At 71.8% G+C, this 18,829-nt stretch carries 21 protein-coding genes and 1 pseudogene; 11 read left to right on the forward strand and 11 right to left on the reverse strand.

Annotation, left to right across the window (positions count from 1 at the left end; translation table 11 throughout):
* Positions 1 to 10: 10 nt before the first annotated feature.
* A complete protein-coding gene (locus AB0F81_RS43320; protein WP_360208502.1) occupies positions 11 to 712 on the reverse strand; it encodes a hypothetical protein in 702 nt (233 codons plus the stop codon).
* Positions 713 to 832: 120 nt separating this feature from the next.
* On the opposite strand from AB0F81_RS43320, the gene AB0F81_RS43325 reads away from it, so the two are divergent.
* From AB0F81_RS43325 to AB0F81_RS43335, 3 genes are read left to right on the forward strand one after another with little or no spacing between them, the layout of a single operon-like run.
* A complete protein-coding gene (locus tag AB0F81_RS43325) occupies positions 833 to 2,887 on the forward strand; it encodes an NADPH-dependent 2,4-dienoyl-CoA reductase (RefSeq protein ID WP_360208504.1) in 2,055 nt (684 codons plus the stop codon).
* A gap of 17 nt (positions 2,888 to 2,904) precedes the next feature.
* The gene (locus tag AB0F81_RS43330; RefSeq protein WP_360208508.1) at positions 2,905 to 3,696 is read left to right on the forward strand and encodes a crotonase/enoyl-CoA hydratase family protein; all 792 of its coding nucleotides are present in this window, start codon (positions 2,905 to 2,907) and stop codon (positions 3,694 to 3,696) included.
* 18 nt (positions 3,697 to 3,714) lie between these two features.
* Positions 3,715 to 4,284 carry a PadR family transcriptional regulator gene (locus AB0F81_RS43335; protein WP_360208511.1) on the forward strand — a complete coding sequence of 190 codons (570 nt, stop codon included), beginning with the start codon at positions 3,715 to 3,717 and terminating at the stop codon, positions 4,282 to 4,284.
* Here AB0F81_RS43335 and AB0F81_RS43340 read toward each other — a convergent pair.
* The 3 genes from AB0F81_RS43340 to AB0F81_RS43350 all read right to left on the reverse strand — a co-directional run bounded on the left by AB0F81_RS43340 (position 4,199) and on the right by AB0F81_RS43350 (position 5,889).
* Entirely contained in the window at positions 4,199 to 4,870 is a 672-nt protein-coding gene (locus tag AB0F81_RS43340) for a DUF2306 domain-containing protein (RefSeq protein ID WP_360208514.1), read from the reverse strand. The two genes, AB0F81_RS43335 and AB0F81_RS43340, sit on opposite strands and share 86 nt — an antisense overlap.
* 93 nt (positions 4,871 to 4,963) lie before the next feature.
* Positions 4,964 to 5,149, reverse strand: coding sequence for a hypothetical protein (locus tag AB0F81_RS43345; protein WP_360208517.1), 186 nt, complete (start codon positions 5,147 to 5,149; stop codon positions 4,964 to 4,966).
* Between the two features lie 71 nt (positions 5,150 to 5,220).
* Positions 5,221 to 5,889 carry an alpha/beta hydrolase family protein gene (locus AB0F81_RS43350; protein WP_360208520.1) on the reverse strand — a complete coding sequence of 223 codons (669 nt, stop codon included), beginning with the start codon at positions 5,887 to 5,889 and terminating at the stop codon, positions 5,221 to 5,223.
* Between the two features lie 56 nt (positions 5,890 to 5,945).
* Here AB0F81_RS43350 and AB0F81_RS43355 point away from each other — a divergent pair, with 56 nt between their 5' ends.
* Positions 5,946 to 6,911, forward strand: a complete 966-nt coding sequence (locus AB0F81_RS43355; protein WP_360208523.1) for a YafY family protein — start codon at positions 5,946 to 5,948, stop codon at positions 6,909 to 6,911.
* On the opposite strand, the gene AB0F81_RS43360 is transcribed toward AB0F81_RS43355, so the two are convergent.
* Positions 6,904 to 7,872: an asparaginase gene (locus AB0F81_RS43360; RefSeq protein WP_360208526.1), complete on the reverse strand. Its 969-nt coding sequence runs from the start codon at positions 7,870 to 7,872 to the stop codon at positions 6,904 to 6,906. The genes AB0F81_RS43355 and AB0F81_RS43360 overlap by 8 nt on opposite strands.
* A 42-nt stretch (positions 7,873 to 7,914) precedes the next feature.
* On the opposite strand from AB0F81_RS43360, the gene AB0F81_RS43365 reads away from it, so the two are divergent.
* Entirely contained in the window at positions 7,915 to 8,775 is an 861-nt protein-coding gene (locus AB0F81_RS43365) for an alpha/beta hydrolase (protein ID WP_360208529.1), read from the forward strand.
* On the opposite strand, the pseudogene AB0F81_RS43370 reads toward AB0F81_RS43365, so the two are convergent.
* A pseudogene (locus AB0F81_RS43370) lies at positions 8,767 to 9,905 on the reverse strand (epoxide hydrolase family protein). The gene AB0F81_RS43365 and the pseudogene AB0F81_RS43370 sit on opposite strands and share 9 nt — an antisense overlap.
* A 51-nt stretch (positions 9,906 to 9,956) precedes the next feature.
* On the opposite strand from AB0F81_RS43370, the gene AB0F81_RS43375 reads away from it, so the two are divergent.
* From AB0F81_RS43375 to AB0F81_RS43390, 4 genes are all read left to right on the forward strand, one after another.
* Complete coding sequence (locus AB0F81_RS43375) at positions 9,957 to 10,910, forward strand: YafY family protein (RefSeq protein ID WP_360208532.1); 954 nt, start codon at positions 9,957 to 9,959, stop codon at positions 10,908 to 10,910.
* Positions 10,911 to 10,958: 48 nt separating this feature from the next.
* Positions 10,959 to 12,221, forward strand: a complete 1,263-nt coding sequence (locus AB0F81_RS43380; RefSeq protein ID WP_360208535.1) for a PHB depolymerase family esterase — start codon at positions 10,959 to 10,961, stop codon at positions 12,219 to 12,221.
* 153 nt (positions 12,222 to 12,374) lie between these two features.
* Positions 12,375 to 12,518: an HNH endonuclease gene (locus AB0F81_RS43385; protein ID WP_360208538.1), complete on the forward strand. Its 144-nt coding sequence runs from the start codon at positions 12,375 to 12,377 to the stop codon at positions 12,516 to 12,518.
* Between the two features lie 23 nt (positions 12,519 to 12,541).
* Complete coding sequence (locus AB0F81_RS43390; protein ID WP_360208541.1) at positions 12,542 to 13,477, forward strand: oxidoreductase; 936 nt, start codon at positions 12,542 to 12,544, stop codon at positions 13,475 to 13,477.
* A 32-nt stretch (positions 13,478 to 13,509) separates the two neighbouring features.
* Here the strand turns inward: AB0F81_RS43390 and AB0F81_RS43395 are convergent, their stop codons facing one another.
* Positions 13,510 to 14,079: a hypothetical protein gene (locus AB0F81_RS43395; protein ID WP_360208544.1), complete on the reverse strand. Its 570-nt coding sequence runs from the start codon at positions 14,077 to 14,079 to the stop codon at positions 13,510 to 13,512.
* An 86-nt stretch (positions 14,080 to 14,165) separates the two neighbouring features.
* On the opposite strand from AB0F81_RS43395, the gene AB0F81_RS43400 reads away from it, so the two are divergent.
* Complete coding sequence (locus tag AB0F81_RS43400; RefSeq protein ID WP_360208547.1) at positions 14,166 to 14,636, forward strand: hypothetical protein; 471 nt, start codon at positions 14,166 to 14,168, stop codon at positions 14,634 to 14,636.
* Positions 14,637 to 14,727: 91 nt separating this feature from the next.
* Here the strand turns inward: AB0F81_RS43400 and AB0F81_RS43405 are convergent, their stop codons facing one another.
* From AB0F81_RS43405 to AB0F81_RS43415, 3 genes are all read right to left on the reverse strand, one after another.
* Positions 14,728 to 15,036 carry a hypothetical protein gene (locus AB0F81_RS43405; protein ID WP_360208549.1) on the reverse strand — a complete coding sequence of 103 codons (309 nt, stop codon included), beginning with the start codon at positions 15,034 to 15,036 and terminating at the stop codon, positions 14,728 to 14,730.
* Between the two features lie 115 nt (positions 15,037 to 15,151).
* A complete protein-coding gene (locus AB0F81_RS43410; protein ID WP_360208551.1) occupies positions 15,152 to 15,844 on the reverse strand; it encodes a hypothetical protein in 693 nt (230 codons plus the stop codon).
* Between the two features lie 44 nt (positions 15,845 to 15,888).
* Positions 15,889 to 16,869 (reverse strand): ABC transporter substrate-binding protein, encoded by a 981-nt coding sequence (locus tag AB0F81_RS43415; protein ID WP_360208554.1) that lies wholly within the window; start codon positions 16,867 to 16,869, stop codon positions 15,889 to 15,891.
* Positions 16,870 to 17,220: 351 nt separating this feature from the next.
* Between AB0F81_RS43415 and AB0F81_RS43420 the strand changes: the two genes are divergently transcribed.
* Positions 17,221 to 18,198, forward strand: coding sequence for an ATP-binding protein (locus AB0F81_RS43420; RefSeq protein ID WP_360208557.1), 978 nt, complete (start codon positions 17,221 to 17,223; stop codon positions 18,196 to 18,198).
* Between the two features lie 11 nt (positions 18,199 to 18,209).
* Here the strand turns inward: AB0F81_RS43420 and AB0F81_RS43425 are convergent, their stop codons facing one another.
* Complete coding sequence (locus AB0F81_RS43425) at positions 18,210 to 18,677, reverse strand: hypothetical protein (protein WP_360208560.1); 468 nt, start codon at positions 18,675 to 18,677, stop codon at positions 18,210 to 18,212.
* Positions 18,678 to 18,829: the final 152 nt, after the last annotated feature.

Here is an 18,829-nt window from a genome sequence, read left to right on the forward strand (position 1 = left end):
GCCGCGCGCCTCAGCCGATCGTCCCGGCCCGTTCGGCGGCCTTGCCGATCAGCCCGCGGACCATCTCCTCCGACCCGCCGATGTCCTCCCAGCCGAGGTCGGTGACCACGACGATCGCGTCGTTCACCCGGGCCAGCGCCGCGTAGTGGCTGACCGTCTCCGGCTTCTCGTCGGCGTAGCTGACCTTCTGATCGATGCGGACCAGCACCGACTCGTCACCGGCGAGCCCGGTCCCGAGGACCTTCCACTGCCGTTCGCCCTCGCCCAGCCCGCCCGGGCAGCGCTCGAGGGCCGCCTGCACCTCGTCGAACTGGCCGGCCGCGTCGCCGGGGGTGTGCCGGCCGACGAACTCGGCGATCACGGTCGGCGCCTTGCCGTCCGCGGTCGGTTCCATGACGTACCGGACGGCGACCGCGGCGGTGCGGGTGTCGTCGCTGGGGTAGGGATCGTCGCCGCACGGGCGCAGCGGGCGCACGTGCGAGAGCTCGCCCTTCTCCAGCGGCACGGGTTCAGCGCCGGAGACGTCCGCCGGCTGCAGCAGCGCGGCGCCCGGGATGCCGGTCGGCGGGGCGCCGGCGCTGGTGGTGACGGATGGCGCCGCCGACGACGAGCCGGCCGGCGCGGCGGCCGAGTCGGTGCCGGAATCGCATGCTGCCAGCGCGGCGCACAGCAGCCCGGCGCCGGCGGTGAGGCGGATCGGGTGCATCAGCATGCTGCTCATCTTGCCCGCCGGGGCAAGTAGCCATGCGCTACCTAGTAACTATTTTTACTATGCAACTTTTTGTATAGTGGCGCTCGCTCGCGTCCATCGCGGGCGGAACGAGGGAGTTCGATGACGAGCGCCGACGACGCCGCTAGCCGCTATCCGCATCTGCTGAGCCCGCTGGACCTCGGCCACACGGTGCTGCGCAACCGTGTCGTCATGGGCTCGATGCACACCAAGCTCGAGGACCGGCACCGCGACCTGCCGAAGCTGGCGGCCTTCTTCGCCGAGCGGGCCCGCGGCGGTGTCGCGCTGATGGTGACCGGCGGCTACGCCCCGACCTGGCGCGGCTGGCTGGCGCCGTTCGGCAGCCGGATGACCCGGGAGAGCCACGCCCTCGCCCACCGGGTCGTGACCGACGCCGTCCACCAGCACGACGGCAAGATCCTGCTGCAGGTGCTGCACGCGGGGCGGTACTCGTACCACCCGTTCAGCCTGGGGGCGTCGAACCGGAAGTCGCCGATCACGCCGTTCCGGCCGCGGGCGATGTCGAGCCGGCAGGTGGATCGCACGGCGACCGCGTTCGCCCGGTCCGCGCTGCTGGCCCGCCGCGCCGGATACGACGGCGTCGAGATCATGGGCTCGGAGGGGTACCTGATCAACCAGTTCCTCGCGGCGCGGACCAACGACCGTACGGATGCCTGGGGTGGCTCGGCCGCGAAGCGGATGCGCTTCCCGCTGGAGGTCGTGCGCCGCACCCGGGAGCTGGCCGGCGAGGACTTCATCGTGCAGTACCGGATCAGCCTGCTCGACCTGGTCGACAACGCCCAGACCTGGGAGGAGACCGCTGAGCTGGCCCGCGAGCTGCAGAACGCCGGTGTGTCGATCTTCAACACCGGGATCGGCTGGCACGAGGCCCGGGTGCCGACCATCGTCACCTCGGTGCCGCCCGCGGCGTTCGCCTGGGTCACCGGCAAGCTGCGCAAGGAGGTGACCGTCCCGGTCATCGCCTCCAACCGGATCAACCGGCCGGAAGCCGCCGAGCAGGTGCTCGCCGCCGGCGACGCCGACCTGGTGTCGATGGCCCGGCCGCTGCTGGCCGACCCGGACTGGGTCGCCAAGACCGTGCAGAGCCGGGAACGCGAGATCATCACCTGCATCGCGTGCAACCAGGCCTGCCTGGACCACACCTTCCGCAACCAGCGCGCCACGTGCCTGCTCAACCCACGGGCGGGGTACGAGACCGAGCTCGTGCTGCTGCCCACCCGTACGGTCAAGCGCATCGCCGTGGCCGGCGCCGGACCGGCCGGCCTGGCCGCGGCGATCGAGCTGGCCGGCCGGGGTCACCGGGTGGAGCTGTTCGAGGCGGCCGGCGAGATCGGCGGGCAGTTCCGGCTGGCCGCGCGGATCCCGGGCAAGGAGGAGTTCGCCCGGACCCTCGACTACTACCGGCACATGATCGAGGTTCGCGGGGTGGTGCTGCACCTCGGGCGGCGGGCCACGGCCGACGAGCTGGCCGCCTTCGACGAGGTGGTCGTGGCGACCGGCGTGCAGCCGCGGATCCCCGCCATCCCGGGCATCGAGCACCCGAAGGTGCTCACCTACCAGCAGGTGATCAGCGGCGAGGCGACCGCCGGCGAGAAGGTGGCGATCATCGGGGCCGGTGGGATCGGTTTCGACGCCGGCGAGTACCTGCTGCACGACCAGCACGAACCCCTGGCGGACTGGATGCGGCGGTGGGGTGTCACCGACCCGCAGACCGCGCCGGGCGGCCTGGCCACCAAGGTGAAGTCGCCGCCCCGGCGCCAGGTGCATCTGCTGCAGCGCAAGGCGAGCGCCCCGGGCAAGGGACTGGGCAAGACCACCGGCTGGGTGCACCGGGCCACCCTGCAGGACTCCGGCGTGACCATGCTGAGCGCCGTGGAATACCTGCGCATCGACGACGACGGCCTGCACATCTCGGTGCCCGCCAACCCGCGCGACCCGAAGTCGGCACGCGAGACCCGGGTGCTCGACGTGGACACCGTGCTGGTCTGCGCCGGTCAGGATTCGGTCTGCGACCTCGTCGAACCCCTCGAGCAGCGCGGCGTCCGGGTGCACGTCATCGGCGGCGCCGACGTCGCCGCCGAACTCGACGCCAAGCGCGCGATCAAACAGGCCACCGAACTCGCCGCCCGCCTCTGACCGCTGTGGAGCCGACCATGAAATACGTGACCTGCAAGGTCGACAACGGGATCGCACACGTCCGGCTCAACCGGCCGGACAAGCTCAACGCGCTCACCCTCGACACGATCGACGAGCTCATCCGTACGGCGCGGGCGTTGCGCCGCGACCGTACGCTGCGGGCCGTCGTCATCGCCGGTGAGGGCGGCTCGTTCAGCTCCGGGCTGGACATGGCCACCGTGCTGCGTACGCCGGGCCGCATCGTGCGGGCCTTCATCCCCGCGCCGTGGCGCGGCACCAACCGCTTCCAGGAGGCCTGCTGGGCCTGGCGGCGGATCCCGGTCCCGGTGATCGCGGCCGTGCACGGGCACTGCTTCGGCGGCGGCATCCAGATCGCCCTCGCCGCGGACTTCCGGTTCGCCACCCCGGACTCGCGGTGGTCGGTGCTGGAGGGCAAATGGGGCATCATCCCGGACATGAGCGGCATCCGCAGCCTCACCGAGCTGGTCGGCGCCGACGTGGCGAAGCGGCTCACGATGACCGCCGAGGAGTTCAGCGGCACCGAGGCCCGGCGGCTCGGCCTGGTCACCGAGGTGCACGACGACCCGGTCGCGGCGGCGCTGGCCCTCGCCGAGACGCTGCGCGCCAAGTCGCCGGACGCGATCGCGGCCGCCAAGCGGCTGATCGACGGCGCGCTGACCGCCAGTGCCCGGCGCACCTTCGCCCGGGAACGGCGCGAGCAGATCCGGCTGCTGCGGCTGCCGAACACCAGGATCCTGCGCAAGGCGGTCGTCACCACGAGCACACCGACGTTCCGGCCCCGCGCCTGAGCGCCATAGGATGCCTGCGTGGCACTGAGGAACGCGCTGCTGGCGGCGCTGATCGACCGCGAGTCGTCAGGCTACGACCTCGCCAAGAGGTTCAGCGCCTCGGTGGCCAACTTCTGGACCGCCACGCCGCAGCAGCTCTACCGCGAGCTGGAGAAGATGGAGTCCGACGGCCTGCTGTCGGCCCGCATCGTCAAGCAGGACAAGCGGCCCGACAAGCGGCTCTTCTCGGTCACCGACAGCGGGCGGGCCGCGCTGCTCGCCTTCACCCGGCGGGAGCCGAAACCGACCACCGTCCGCGACGAGCTGCTGATCCAGGTGGAGGCGCTGGCCCACGCCGACGTGCCGAGCGTCCGCCGGTCGATCCACGCCCAGCTGGACAAGAGCCGGCACCGGCTGGAGACCTACGAGCGGTCGCTCGCGGAGATCCTCGGGCCGCGCAGCCACGACGAGTTCCTGGCCACCGGCAACCGGATCGGGCCGTACCTGACGTTGCAGCGCGGGATCAGCTTCGAACGGGAGAACCTCGCCTGGGGGCGGCTCGCCCTGGACGTGCTGGCGCGCCGCTACCCCGGAGCGGACGGCGGATGATCCACTCCGCCACCGCGATGTTGATCAGCCAGCCGGCGGTCAGGGTGACGGTCCGGCCGGTCGTGGTGAGCGGGCCGGCCGCGGCGAGCCAGGCGGCGTTCGTGAAGGCCTGCGTCCCGGCGCCGAGGCCGAGCGCGTATCCGCGGATCATCCAGGCGCGATGCCGGGGAAAGTCGCGCCGGCGGATCGCGGCGAGACCGAGGACCAGCGACCCGGTCATCGCCACGGCCACCACCACGCGTACGACCGCCAGGGTGTGACTGTCGAGTGCCCCGGGCGGCAGGAACAGGGCCAGCCACAGGCCGCTGAGCGCGGCCAGCAGCCCGGCCGGGAGCACGACGCGGCCCGCCAGCCGATGCCACCGGCGGCGGCGCCGCAGGCCCGGGACGAACTGGAACGCGCCGAGCGCGCTGAACACGGTGGCGCTGACGATGTGCAGCGCGAGCGGCACGGGCGCTGCCAGCACGCGGTCGTCCGGCAGGCCCGGACCGCCGCCGGCCAGCTCGGTCAGGCGCAGGGCGCCGGCGAGCACCGGGATCGCGCTGAGCGCCAGCAGGCCGACGGGGACGAGCCGGTTCGATCTCATGCAGCCATCGTCGCGACCGAGGCGGCCGAACTCATCGGCTCAGGGTCCCGATGATCTCCCGTCCGAAAGTCGCAGGCGCCGGCCGTACTTAAGTCAGGCGGGTTCCGGCACCGCGTCGGGAGGCGTCGGGTCCGGTTCGGCCGGCACCGGCTCGACCGGCACCGGCTCGGTCGGCGGCGGGGGCAGCGGGTCCGGGCTGTCCGGTGACAGCTCGCCCGGGTCGTCCGGGATCGGTGCGCCGGGGTCGAGCGGCGGATACCGGTCGGGATCGGACGGCATGGGATCAACAGGCACCGAAACAGCCCTTTCGCGCGGTCCCCGCCCCTACGGCGAAGGTGTCAAGATCGCAACTACCCTGCCGAGCCCTGGGCAAACGACAGCAGCGTGGCGAGCGCGCGCGGCTCGGAGAACATCGGCCAGTGCCCGGTCTTGAGCTCGTGGTAGGTCCAGTTGTCGCCGGCCATCAGCGCGAACGCGGGCACCATCGGCGCCATCTCGCGCACCTGCGCCTCGGTGAACGAGCACATGATCGCGGTCAGCGGCAGCCGCTGCCACGCCTCACCGTGGTGCACCGGGTCGATCGCGGTGGCGATCGGCTGCGGCCGGCCGCGCTCGCGCACCACCGCCCAGTCGAAGCCCTCAGCGACCGGCGGCGCCTCCTGCGGCACCGGCACCATGCCGTCGACCGCCTGCGGCGGCGCACCGTCGAAGTCGGCCTGCGACATGCCGTCGGGCAGCGGGCCGGAGTCGACGAAGACGAGCCGGGCCACCCTCTCCGGCACCCGGTCGGCGGCCGCGGTGACCAGCATCCCGCCGTAGCTGTGCCCGACGAGCACCACGTCCCGCAGCCCGCTCAGCAGGTCGACGAGCTGGTCGATGTGGTCGGCCACCGTGGTGCCCGCCGCCAGCGAGAGCGAGACCTGGTGCACGTCGTGCCCCTCGGCCCGCAGCGGCGCGGCCACCTCGTCCCACGCCCAACCACCCAGCCAGAACCCCGGAACCAGTACGTATGTCGTCATGCCCCTGACGGTAGGCCGAATACCGGGCGGAATCCGCCCGGTATAAAGTGTGGCCCATGCCACAATCGCTGGGCCGGGTCCTCGGCCTGCTGGAACTGCTCCAGGCGACCCCGGCCGGGCACACCGTCGGGCACCTCGCCGAGCGGCTCGGCGTCGACGAGCGCACGGTCCGGCGCTATGCGGCACACCTCGTCGACCTGGGCATCCCGGTCGAGGGCCGGCGCGGGCGCTACGGGGGCTACCACCTCGCTCCCGGCTACCGGCTGCCGCCGCTGATGCTCACCGACGACGAGGCCCTCGCCGTGCTGCTCGGCCTCGTCGCCGGCCGCCGGATCGGCCTGGCCACCACCGCGACGGCCGGTGAGACCGCCCTCGCGAAAATCCAGCGGGTGCTGCCGAAGGCGCTGCGCGCCCGCACCGACGCTCTGCTGTCCACCCTGGACTTCGTAGCCAACCGGCCGGCACCGGCGGCGAACACCGCCACCGGCACGTTGCTCACCCTGGCCGGGGCGGCCAGCGACCGCCGGCCGGTGGCGTTCAGCTATCTCAAGCGGGGCGGCGAGCCGGTCGATCGGCGGCTCGATCCGTACGGGCTGGTGTTCCACGGTGGCAGGTGGTTCGTCACCGGGCACGACCACGACCGGGCGGCGATGCGCACGTTCCGCCTGGACCGGATCAGCGGGGCCACCCCACTGGACGGCACCTTCGAGGTGCCGGCCGGCTTCGACCCGGCCGCCCACGTCGCGGCCGGCCTCGCCACCGGCACCTGGCGGCACGAGGTGTCGGTGCTGCTGCACACCGACCTGGAGCAGGCACGCCGGCGCATCCCGCCGACGGTGGCGACGCTCAGCCGTACCGATGCGGGTGTGCGATTGACGGCCCGCGCCGAACGCCTGGACGGGATGGCGCAGATGCTCGCGGGTCTCGGCTGGGACTTCACCGTGGAGACGCCGGACGAGCTGCGGGCGGAGGTGGCGGCCCTGGCCGCCCGCCTGCACGAGGCCGGCCGGCGGGTCAGCTAGCCGCGGCCTCGAAAGCGGCCCGCACGCCGTCTCGCTCCGTGGTCGCCAGCAGGAGTTGCAGCAACAGCCGCGCCTTGTAGGGGTCGAGGCCGCCGGCCGGGATGAGGCCGCGGCGCAGCAGGTCGCTCTCCGAGCCGGCGAAGCCGTAGGTGCCGGTGGCGGTGAAGCCGGCGCCGGTGCGGGAGGCGAGGACCACCGGGATGCGGGTCGCGGCGGCCTCCAGGTGCGGCACCCAGGGTTCGGGGACGTGACCGACGCCGAAACCGGCGATCACCAGGCCGTCGAGCCGGTCGGCGAGCAGGGGAAGCAGGGCGCCGTCGTCGCCGAGGGTGGCGGTGTGGACGCCGACCCGGGGCAGCGGACGGTCCCGGGCCGGGAACGGGACGGTGGGGCGGGACACCGGGCGGTTGACCAGGCGAACCTGCCCTTCCACGAGGTAGCCGAGCGGGCCACCGTTCGGGGACGCGAACGTCGCCGGGCTCATGCTGTGGGTCTTGCGGACCCGGGACGCGGCGTGGATCTCGTCGGCCAGCACCACCAGGGCGCCCAGACCGCGGGCCGGCGAGGCGGCGGCGACGGTCACCGCGGCGAGCAGGTTCGCCGGGCCGTCCGCTCCGGCCACAGTCGGGTTGCGCATCGCCCCGGTGACCACGATGGGCTGGTCGCCGGGGTGCAGCAGGCTCAGGACGTACGCGGTCTCCTCGATCGTGTCCGTGCCCTGCGTGACGACGGCGCCGGTGGCGCCGTCCTGGAAATGCCCGGTCAGGGCCTGGGAGAGGTCCAGGATGTCCTCGACGGTCAGCGACGCGCCGGGCAGGCTGCGGAAGGTGTGCACGGCGTGCAGGTCCGGCAGGCCGGGGATCGCGTCGGCGAGGTCGCGCGCGGTCAGGCCCGGCGCGACGCCGCTGCTGGTGCGGGTCATCGCGATGGTGCCGCCGAGGCCGATCAGCACGACTCGCATGGTGGTGGTTCCTTCCGCACGCGTGGGGGCAAGAAGCCTGACGTGTTCGACGATTTCACGGACGAGCGGATCGATGTCGGCGAGGTGGAGCTCCGGGTCCGGCATGCCGGGCAGGGGCCGCCGGTGCTGCTGGTGCACGGGCATCCGCGCACCGGGGCGACCTGGCACCGGGTCGCGCCGCGGCTGGTGGCGCGCGGTTTCACCGTGGTGTGCCCGGACATGCGCGGCTACGGGCAGTCCGGCAAGGCACGGATCCTTCCGGACCACTCGCAGCAGTCCAAACGCGCGGTGGCCGCGGACCTGGTCCAGCTGATGAAGGCGCTGGGGCACGCGACGTTCGCGGTGGCCGGGCACGACCGCGGCTGCTATGTGGCGTTGCGGCTGGCACTGGACCATCCGGAATCGGTCAGCCGCCTGGTGGTGATGGACGGGGTGCCGATCAGCGAGGCACTCGCCCGGTGCGACGCGAAGTTCGCCCACGACTGGTACCACTGGTTCTTCTTCGCCCAGCCGGAGAAGCCCGAGCGGGCCATCATGGCCGACCCGGACGCCTGGTACAGCGCACGCCCGGAGAGCATGGGCGCGGAGAACTACGCGGAGCTGCGCGCGGCCATCCACGACCCGGAGACGGTGCGGGCCATGCTGGAGGATTACCGCGCCGGCCTCGGCGTCGACCGCGAGCACGAGGAGGCCGACCGGCAAGCCGGTCGCGGCGTCCGCTGCCCCACGCTCTTGCTCTGGTCCACCCGCGACGACATGGAGGATCTGTACGGCGACCCCCTCGCCGTGTGGCGCCCGTGGGCGAGCGACCTGCGGGGCGAGCCGATCGAATCCGGCCATCACCAGGCCGAGGAGAACCCGGAGGACCTGACCGAGGCCCTGCACCGCTTCCTGTCAGCGTAGTTTCCGGAAGAACTCCCGGACGTCACCGACGAGCAGGTCCGGAGCCTCCATAGCCGCGAAATGCCCGCCGCGGTCGAACTCGGACCAGTGCACGACGTTGTGTTCGAGCTCCACGGTGCGCCGGATCGACACGTCCAGCGGGAACACCGCCACCCCGGTCGGCACCGTGGACCGCTCGCTCGCGCTCCACGCCCCGGCGTGCGCGGTCTCGTAGTAGCTGTTGGCCGACGACCCGGCCGTGCCGGTCAGCCAGTAGACCATCACGTTGGTCAGCAGCAGATCCCGGTCGACCGCGTCCTCGGGCAGCTCAGCGGCCGGATCCGTCCACTCCTTGAACTTCTCCACGATCCAGGCCAGCTGTCCCACCGGGCTGTCGTGCAGCGCGTGCGCCAGCGTCTGCGGCCGGCTGATCTGGATCGCCACATACCCGAACTGCTCGGTGGACAGATATTCCAGGTGCCGCAGCCGGGTCCGCTCGGCCTCGGTCAGGCTGTCCATCTCCTCCGGCTCGATCGGGGTGAACGCGGAGACCCCGTTCACGTGCACACCGACGACCCGGTCGGGGTGCAGCCGGCCGAGCCCCGGCGCGACGACCGCGCCGGTGTCGCCGCCCTGCGCGCCGTAGCGGTCGTAGCCGAGCCGGTCCATCAGCTCGGCGAACGCCCTGGTCACCCGGCTGGTGTCCCAGCCGGCCGCACGGGTCGGGCCGGAGAATCCGCTGCCCGGGATCGACGGGATCACCAGGTGGAAGGCGTCCGCCGGGTCGCCGCCGTGCGCACGCGGGTCGCTCAGCGGGCCGATCACGTCCAGGAACTCGACGATCGAACCGGGCCAGCCGTGCGTCAGGATCAGCGGCAGCGCGCCCGGCTCGGGGGAGCGCACGTGCAGGTAGTGGACGGTCTGCCCGTCGATCTCGGTGGTGAACTGCGGATACCGGTTCAGCTGCGCTCGTGGACGCGCCAGTCGTAGCCGTCCCGCCAGTACTCCGCGAGCCCTTTCAGATAGCTGACCGGGACCCCGCGGCTCCAGCCCACGCCGGGCAGGTCCGTGCCCCACCGGGTCCGGGCCAGCCGGTCACGCAGGTCGTCGAGGTCAGACTGCGGAATGTCGATGGTGAATGGCTTCTCCATGCCTCGAATCTACGGACCGGCTAGGTCAGGATCGGTCCTAAGCTGTTCTCCATGTTGGAGACATCGGCGCGCCTGCTGCGCCTGCTGTCGCTGTTGCAGACCCGCCGCGACTGGTCCGGCGCCGAGCTGGCCGAGCGCCTCGAGGTCACCCCGCGCACCGTCCGCCGCGACATCGACCGGCTGCGCGGCCTCGGCTATCCGGTGCTCGCCACCGCCGGCGCCGCCGGCTACCGGCTGGGCGCCGGCGCCGACGTGCCACCGCTGCTGCTCGACGACGACGAGGCCGTCGCCGTCGCGATGGGCCTGCGCACGGCCGCCGGCGGCTCGATCACCGGGATCGAGGAGACCTCGGTACGCGCGCTGGCCAAACTCGAACGCCTGCTGCCGTCGCGGCTGCGGCATCGGATCAACGCCCTGCAGTCGGTGACGGTGCCGATGGCCGGCGCCGGCCCGACCGCCGACCCGGCCACGCTCACCGCCATCGCCGCGGCCTGCCGCGACTCCCTGCGGCTGCGCTTCGACTACCGCAGGCACGACGGCACAACCAGCATCCGTACGACGGAGCCGCACCGCCTCGTGCACACCGGCCGCCGCTGGTACCTGGTCGGCTGGGACGTCGACCGCCAGGACTGGCGCACCTACCGGGTGGACCGGCTGGAACCGCGCATCCCGGCCGGCCCCCGGTTCACCCCGCGCACCCCGCCCGAGCCGGACCTGAGCGGTTACACCTCGCGGGCGATCTCCACGTCGGCGTACCGCTACCAGGCCCGGTTCACCCTGCACGTCAGCGCCGAGACCGCGGCCGAGCGGATCGCCCCGACGACCGGGACGCTGGAGCCGATCGACGAGCACAGCTGCACGCTGCGGGCCGGCTCCCATTCGCTGGACGAGCTGGCCGTCTACGTGGCCGGCAAGGGCTTCGACTTCCGGGTGCACGAGCCGCCGGAGCTGGTCGAACACATCCGGGCGCTGGCCGCACGTCTCGCCGCCGCGACGGATCTGTGATAGACCGACTTCACTGCTTCGCAACTCTGTCGTCACAGAGGAGTCGGCATGGACCGGTCGATCAGTCGTCGTACGCTCCTGGCCGCCGGCGCGGGCGCCGCCACCGGACTGACCCTTCCCGGCGCCGCCGCCCGAGCGGGCGGCGGCCACCGGACCAGCGTGCGGTTCCGGCTCGACGCGGAGGTGCTCGACGGCGGTGAGCAGGTCACCTCGGTCACCCTCGACACCGCCCGGCTCGGCCCGATCGATCCGGCCGGCCTGACCACCGGCACGTTCAGCGTGCACGCCAGGGCCACCAGCCCGATCCCCCTCGCACCCGGCGAGCTGATCTACAGCGAGTACGACCTGGACCGCCCGGTCACCGCCGCCCGGCTCGACCGCCGCGGCAACATCGTGCTCGACCTGAGCCACGGCGAGGGCCAGCTCGGCGGCGGCACCCTCGGCTACATCGTGAGCCGCGGCCGGAACGTGCGGCTCGACCTCGTCTACACGATCACGCAGAACGCGCCGATCACCCTGCGCAGCGGCAAGCCGATCACGTTCACGCGGTTCGTGCAGGGCCGGCTGTCCAATCCCGAGGTGGACGCGTTCAGCTACCACGTCTCCGGCTCCGGCATGAAATACCGGCTCTACTCCCCCGGACACCGGGGCCGCGGCCGGCGCCCGCTCGTGGTCTGGCTGCACGGCGGCGGCGAGGGCGCCTCGCTACCGGACGGTTACTACGACAACGAGACCACGCTGCGGGCCAACCGCGGCGCGCTGGGTTTCGCCACCCGGGAGGCGCAGCGCATCTTCGGCGGCGCCTATGTGGTGGCGCCGCAGAGCACGTCGTACTGGATCGAGGACGGCCCCCGCTTCGCCCCGCTGATCCGGGAGATCATCCAGCAGGTGGCGCGCCGAAACCCGGTCGACCGCGACCGGATCTACGTGGCCGGCTGCAGCAACGGCGGCTACATGAGCATGGAGATGACCACCGTCTACCGCGACGTGTTCGCCGCCTCGGTGCCGATCTGCGGCGTGGTCGCCCCGTTCCGCGGCAGCGACGAGCCCCTGATCACCGACGCCGAACTGCGCTCGATCACGACGCCGACCTGGCTGGTCACATCCCTGGACGACACGACGGTGCCGCCCGAGCCGAACACGATCCACGCGCACGACCTGATCCCGGGGTCGCTCATGACGCTCTACGAGCAGGTGGTCTGGAACGGTTACCGGTTCCCGGGCCACTGGTCGTGGATCTATGTGGCCCGCAACGATCCCGCCATCGACGGCACCCACATCTGGCAGTGGATGGCCCGGCAACGCCGCTGACGGCTGGTCGGCGCGTTCGCTCCACCGTGGCCGGCTTCTGATGCCGGTGGGAACAGACAAGCTGCCGGGCTGAGAACCGACCTTGTCGTACCTCGCCGGCATCATGATCGGCATGCGTTCCGTGGCCTCCCCCGTCAGGGCCTGCCGCTCGAGATGGACCACGTCATCCCGGTCGCGCTCGGCGGCCGCCATGCGATCGGCAACCTCGCTCCCGCCTGCCGCGGCTGCAACAACTCGAAGAACGACGACCTGCTGATCGAGTGGTGCGTGCGCACCGGAGGGCTTGCCAAGGTGTAGGCGTTGCGGCGATGGTCAGCGGCATGGCTTCCTCTCCTGTGTGGACACTGCAGGCCATTCCCGACCAGAGCGGGCGCGTGGCCGTGGTGACCGGGGCCAACAGCGGCATCGGTTTCGTCACCGCCCGCGAGCTGGCCCGCCGCGGCGCGCACGTGGTGCTGGCCTGCCGTGACCCGCAGCGCGGGGCGGCGGCGCTCGCCCGGATGCGCGGGGAGCTGCCCCACGCCTCCCTGGAGTTGCGCCGGGTGGATCTGGGGAGCCTGGCCTCCATCCGCGAGTTCGCCGCCGGCTGGGACCACGGGCGCCTCGACCTGCTGGTCAACAACGCCGGGATCGCGGTGGTGCCCTACGCGGTGACCGCCGACGGGTTCGAGTCGCAGTTCGGGGTCAACCATCTCGGCACGTTCGCGCTGACCGGCCTGCTGCTGCCACACCTGCTCGCCGCGCCGCGGCCGCGCGTCGTCACGGTCGGCAGCGAGGGCCACCGCTACGTCCGTTTCGACCTGGCCAACCTCAACGCCGAACGCGGCTACCGGCCCGGCGACGCCTACATGATGTCCAAGCGCGCCAACCTCTTCTTCGCCGCCGAGCTGCAGCGCCGGGCCGACGCCACCGGCGCGCCGCTGCGCAGCATGGTCGTCGCACCCGGCCTCACCCGCACGAACGTGCTAACCGGCGGCGCCAACGGCAGCCGCGGCCGCGCCTACCAGGCCATCATCGGCTTGATCATGCGCGCGGCCTTCCGGCCGGCGCCGGAGGGAGCAAAAACGTCTCTGTACGCGGCCACAGCACCCGATCTCCCCGGCGGCAGTTTCGTGGTTCCGGACGGTCTGCTGCAGTTCCGCGGTGAGCCGACCCTGCGCGGTCACGAGCCCGCGTTGCACGACACCGGCACGGCCACCCGACTGTGGCACCTCTCCGAGCGGCTCACCGGCGTCACGTACCCCTTGCGGTCTTGACTCTCCTGCCCCCCATCGGTCGGCGCGCGCCATCAGACCAGGTCGCGCCAGAAGTCGACGGTGGCCACCGGCTCGGCGCCGGGGGCGGTGGCGCCGCCGAACTCGTGGTCGATGTAGTCGGCCAGGTCCACGCCGTAGAAGATGATGTCGGTCTGCCAGACGGAGAGCACCGGGTGGCCGGTGAGCGACCGGCCGGCCGGCAGATAGCGGTGGCCGTGGACCGGCACCAGCGTGGGCACGTCGCGCAGCTTCGCGGTCGCGGTCGCCACGGCATCCGCGGTGCGGTCGGGGCGAGGGCCCCACGCGTCGTACCAGAAGCCGTTCTTCTCGACGTCGAACAGCACCCCCTCGCGGGGCCGGTCGAGCGCGCCGCGCAACCTGTCCGGGTCGCCGTGCCGCCAGTCGGGCCACGGCTCGGCATACGCCTCGATCACGCCCGGCGGCGGTGGCCGGCGGCCGGCGTTGACCGGCAGGCCGGCGGCGAGGAAGGCCCGGTGGTCCGCGGCGAACTCGAAGCCGAACTCGCGCTCGATCCGCTCGGACTCGGCGCCGGTGAGACCGGGCTCGATCGTGCAGACCGAGCGCAGCCGAAGCCGGCGCATGGCTTCCTGTCCGAGAGACGCGTGATCCACCACGGACCCAGACTCTACTGGCAGCCGGTCAACACCGTCGGCTACCGTGCGTAACCGTGAAGCGTTACCGGATTCTGCCCGCCGCCCTGTTCTGCACCTGCCTGGCGGCTCTCGCCGCGTGCAGCGGCACCGACGACGAGAAGGCCGCGGCCCCCGCGCCGGCCTCCCCCGCCGCTGTCGCGGCCACCACGGACAGCGCGGTCGACGACGCGACCCTGTGCAAGACGATGAACATCGCGGGCAAGACCATGGTGACCGACCTCACCAACGCTCAGCAGTCCGAGGGTGGCGTCCTGCCGGCCGACGCGAAGAAGGTCTTCACGAAGTTTCACGACTCCGCGACCAAGGCGCTCGCCTCCGCCGGAGACAGCGAGGTCACCAGCGCCTCCCGCAAGCTGACCGACGAGATCGGCAAGGCCGCCGCCTCCGCCGACCCGATCGGTGTCGCCGCCGACGCGAACTTCACCGAGCTCAACGCCGATCTGACCACCGCCTGCCAGGCCATCGGCGTGAAGGTCAACTTCTGAGTTCAGCGCTGGCAGCGTTGCAGGGCCGGCTTCGGCCCCGCGCCCGGCCCGGTGAGCAGGGCGGGGACGGCAACCAGCCGCCGCGCGGCGGTCAGTCGTGGGTGCTGCGGCCCTCGTCGCTGTCCAGCATGGTGCGGACCGAGGCGACCGCCACCGTCAGCGCCTCGTGCAGGCCGTCGCAGGTGCGGCAGCCGACGCCGTCGCATTCGGTGCGGTGGTCGAAGGCCGTGCGGGTGAGGATCGCGTCGAGGCGGGCGCACGCGTACGTGTCGCGGTCGGCCGGGTGATAGCCGGACAGCACCGACTGGTAACGGCTGATGTGGTGTTCGGTCACCGCGTAGAGCGCGGCGGCGCTCTCGATCTGCGCTAACGCACCACGAACTTCATCGTCCACGTTCATGCCATCCCCCCAGAGGCCTGCGACGTGTGTGGCCGCCGACGTTGCCACGCCGGATGATCAAAACACATGGGCTGGTCAGCTCTTCCTGACCGGCTGGTCGGTCAACTATGCCCCCTCAACGGGCGGATCCGAACAGCCACCTCTCGATCTCGTCGGGCCACACCGGCCGTCCCTGGTGGGCGGAGGCCTCGTTCGCCCAGCGGGTCAGCAGGCGGCAGTACCGCTCGTAGGTCATGGCCGGCCAGTAGCCGCCGGTGCGCAGGCTCGCCCAGCCGTGGTCGCGCAGGGCGCGGGCCACCCGGTCGTCGAGGATCGGGGCCTGCTTCTCGACGGTCGCGCCCGGGCAGAAGTAGAGAAACTTGGTGAAGAACGCCGAGCCCAGATAGTTGATCGTGTAGCGGCGGCCGGGCTGCAGCGTCGCGTAGGCGTCCCGCGGATTGTGGTGGGCCAGGGCGCCCGCGGTGGCGAGCGCCGCCCGCGCGGCCGGCACGTCGGCGGCGACCGCCTTCAGGCGCTTGAGGCCCAGCCGGGGTTTGCGTCCGGTGCCCCAGGCCAGGGCGTGCCAGAGCCGGCGCAGGTCCGCGTCGGGCTCGTCCGGGTTCAGGTCGAGGATGAACCGGCGGCTGATCGACGTGCCGGTCTCGCCGGACACCGGGCCGCCGGGCAGCCCGAGCCGGGTGATCTCGGCGTTCCACCAGGCGATGTTCACGGGCAGCTGCTGACGCAGCATCGTCTCGCGATCCAGCATCCCGGGTCTGCGCCACGGCTCGGGCAGCGCGAGCCTGTCCACGTTCGTGATCCCGCCCATGGCTGGGCACCCTACGCCCGGCGCCGGGGGCGGTGGGAGGCTGGTCAGTAGGTGCGGGTCGGCAGGGCGTCCTTGGCGGTGTCACGGTTGAAGACGTTCTTCTGCGACTCGATGCGCTTGGGGACGCTGCCGCCGAGGTACAGGTCCACGACGACGGACATCAGCTGGCTGCCGATCTCCGGGCTGCACTCGACCACGTAGTTGAGGTCGCCGTCGGCGAGCGCCTTGAGGCCGGCCCGGGTGGCGTCCACGGTGACGATCCGCGGTTGGGTGCCGGGTTTGAGGCCTTGCTCCTTGAGGACCGCGACCGCGCCCAGGCCCATCTCGTCGTTCTGCGCGAACACCGCGTCGATCTTCTTCTGCCGCCGCAGCAGCTTGCGCATCGCCGTCGCGCCGCCGGCCTGGGTCCAGTTGCCCGTCTCGGCGTCGACGACCCGCAGTTTGCCCTCCCGCGCGATGGTGGCCGCGAAACCGTCGGACCGCTGCTTCGTCGGGGTGGAATCGGGCGTGCCGAGCAACTCGACGACATTCACGGGACCGGCCGCGGCGGCGAAGTCCAGGCCGAGATAAAGCGCGGCGAGATTGCCTTCGGAAAGGAATTCCGCGCCGATCGAACTGACGTACAGCGACTCGTCCTTGGTGTTGATCATGCGGTCGGTGAGAACGACCGGAATTCCGGCATCCCGGGCTCGCCGCAGCACGTCGTCCCAGCCCGATTCCACCACCGGGGCGAAGGAGATCACGTTGACCCGCGCGTCGATGTAGGACTGGATGGCCGCGATCTGCTTGGCCTGATCACCCTCGGCGTTGGAGAACTTCAGGTCGATCCGGTTGTTGCGCGCGGCGCTCTGGATCGACTTGGTGTTGGCGAGCCGCCAGCCGCTCTCCGACCCGACCTGCGAGAAGCCGAGGACGATGGGCCCTTTCGGCGCCTCGGGAACCTTGCCCTCGTCACCGTCGGCACACCCGGGAAGCGCCGAGACGAGCCCGGCTGCGCCGAGGGTCATGAGGGTACGTCTGCGCATTTGCCGAAACTCCCTGAAAGCACGGATTCGTAGGACGTATTGAAGATCCACCCCAAGCGGCCGTTAACGATAACAACCTGTTGTACACCAATCAATGGTTGAGAAATCCTGTCCCATTTATGCGCAGATAAGGCGATCGATCTCCGACATCGACAAATGACACACTCAAAACTCGACTTACCCCGTTACCGTTCCGGGCGGCCCGGGTGGTGACGTCACTCTTCACGGTGACCTCGCGGCGGTTTCCTGGGTTCCCCCCGCGGGCACTGTCGGTCAGCGATGCGCCAGGGCCCGGAGCGACCCGCTTACCCTTGCCGAAGGAGGCGTCGCGCAAGTCCTCCGGGAGGCAGCATGCCGACACCGCACGCAGCATCCGCTCCGGACGGGTACGCCGAACAGGTGTGGGCACTGGTGAGCACGTACGGTCCGGACGTGACCCGGCTCTGCCGCGCTGCACCGGCGCTGCTGCCCGACGTCGCCGGCCTCGGCCTCTCCGCCGGTGACGATGTCCTGCCGCAGGTCCGGTTCAGCAGTGATCCGGCCAGCGCCCGGATGGAGGAGCTGCAGTACACACTCGGCGAGGGTCCCTGTCGTGACGTGTCCGCCTCCCGCGCCTCCGTCATGGCCGCAGACCTGGACGACGAGTCGTGGGCGCGGCGATGGCCCCGGTTCACGCCGGGCGTGCGGGCCGCCGGGGTCCGGGCCCTGTACGCCCTGCCCCTGCACGCCGGCGGAGTCCACCATCACGGCGCCGTCGACCTGTACCGATCACTGCGGGGCTCCTGGAACAGCACCGGACAGGCCGCGTCCGTGTTCGCCGCCGCGGTCACCGAACTCCTCACCCTGGAACGCCTCGACCTCGACCTGGCCACGGTTTTCGCCCGCGCCCGGCAGCCGGACGGCGGCAGCAACACCGGGGAACGTCCGGCGGCCGCCGCGCCGGACCGCCCCGGCCAAGCCCTGCTGGTGAGCTGGTTCGGCCGCCGCACGGTCATCGACGTACGCCGGCAGGTCCAATACCTCAGCCATGCCCAGGGGCTGCACGGCGACCGCCTTTACCTGTTCGTCCTGGCGGTGCACGAGGCGGTCACCAACGTGGTCCGGCACGCCGGAGGGCACGGGCAGTTGCTGCTGTGGCGATCCGCCGACCGGCTGTGCTGCGAGATCAGCGATCAGGGCGCCGGCCTGCCCCCGGACTCCCCCGCCCCCGCCCGCAACGGCGCGAGCGGCCTGTCCGTCATCCGGCGGGCATGCCCCACCCTCGAGGTCATGACCGACGCCACCGGCACCCGTCTGCGGCTGAGTTCCCGGCCGATCTCGACGCGCTGAGGCACGGCATGTCACGGATCAGGCTGCGCGTCGCCGTCCACCTCGCGGCCGCTGCGCGCCGTCTCCCGATCGATCTCGGCCTGCTCCCGGTCCGTCCGGCTGGCGCTGGCGCGCAGGGCAGCCTCGGCGCGTTCCAACCGCTGCTCCGAGCGTTCCAGCGCCGCGTGCGCCAGGTCGAGCGTCTCCCTGCTGTCCTGGAGCCGGTGACCCGCGGTGATCCGTAGACCGCGAGCGCGCTCATCGAGGTGGCGCTGCCGCTCGTTGAGCCGGTCCTCGCGGGCATCCGCGAGCTCCTCGCGCTGGTCGGCGATCAGCTCCCGGCGGTCGGCGGCATGCTCACGTTCGTCGGCCAGCCAATCCCGCTCGTCCGCGGCGCTGTCCCGCTGGTCCGCCACGTGCGCCCGCTCGGCGCCCGCACGCTCATGGCCCGCCACCGCTGGGTCGCGCTGACCGGCTTGGTCGTCATCGTGATCGGACACAGTTCCTCGCCGCGGCATAGCCAGTGGGCGCCGCTACCTGACGACCACGCTACCAAGCCCTCCTAGTACTGCTACGGCGGATCACTACTTCGAGTAGTTCTGGATCGTTTCCCGGACGTGGTCACGGTTGAGCAGGTGCAGGGTTGGGACGA

Source organism: Actinoplanes sp. NPDC024001 (assembly GCF_040638955.1).
In the GTDB taxonomy this organism is placed as follows: Bacteria; Actinomycetota; Actinomycetes; order Mycobacteriales; family Micromonosporaceae; genus Actinoplanes.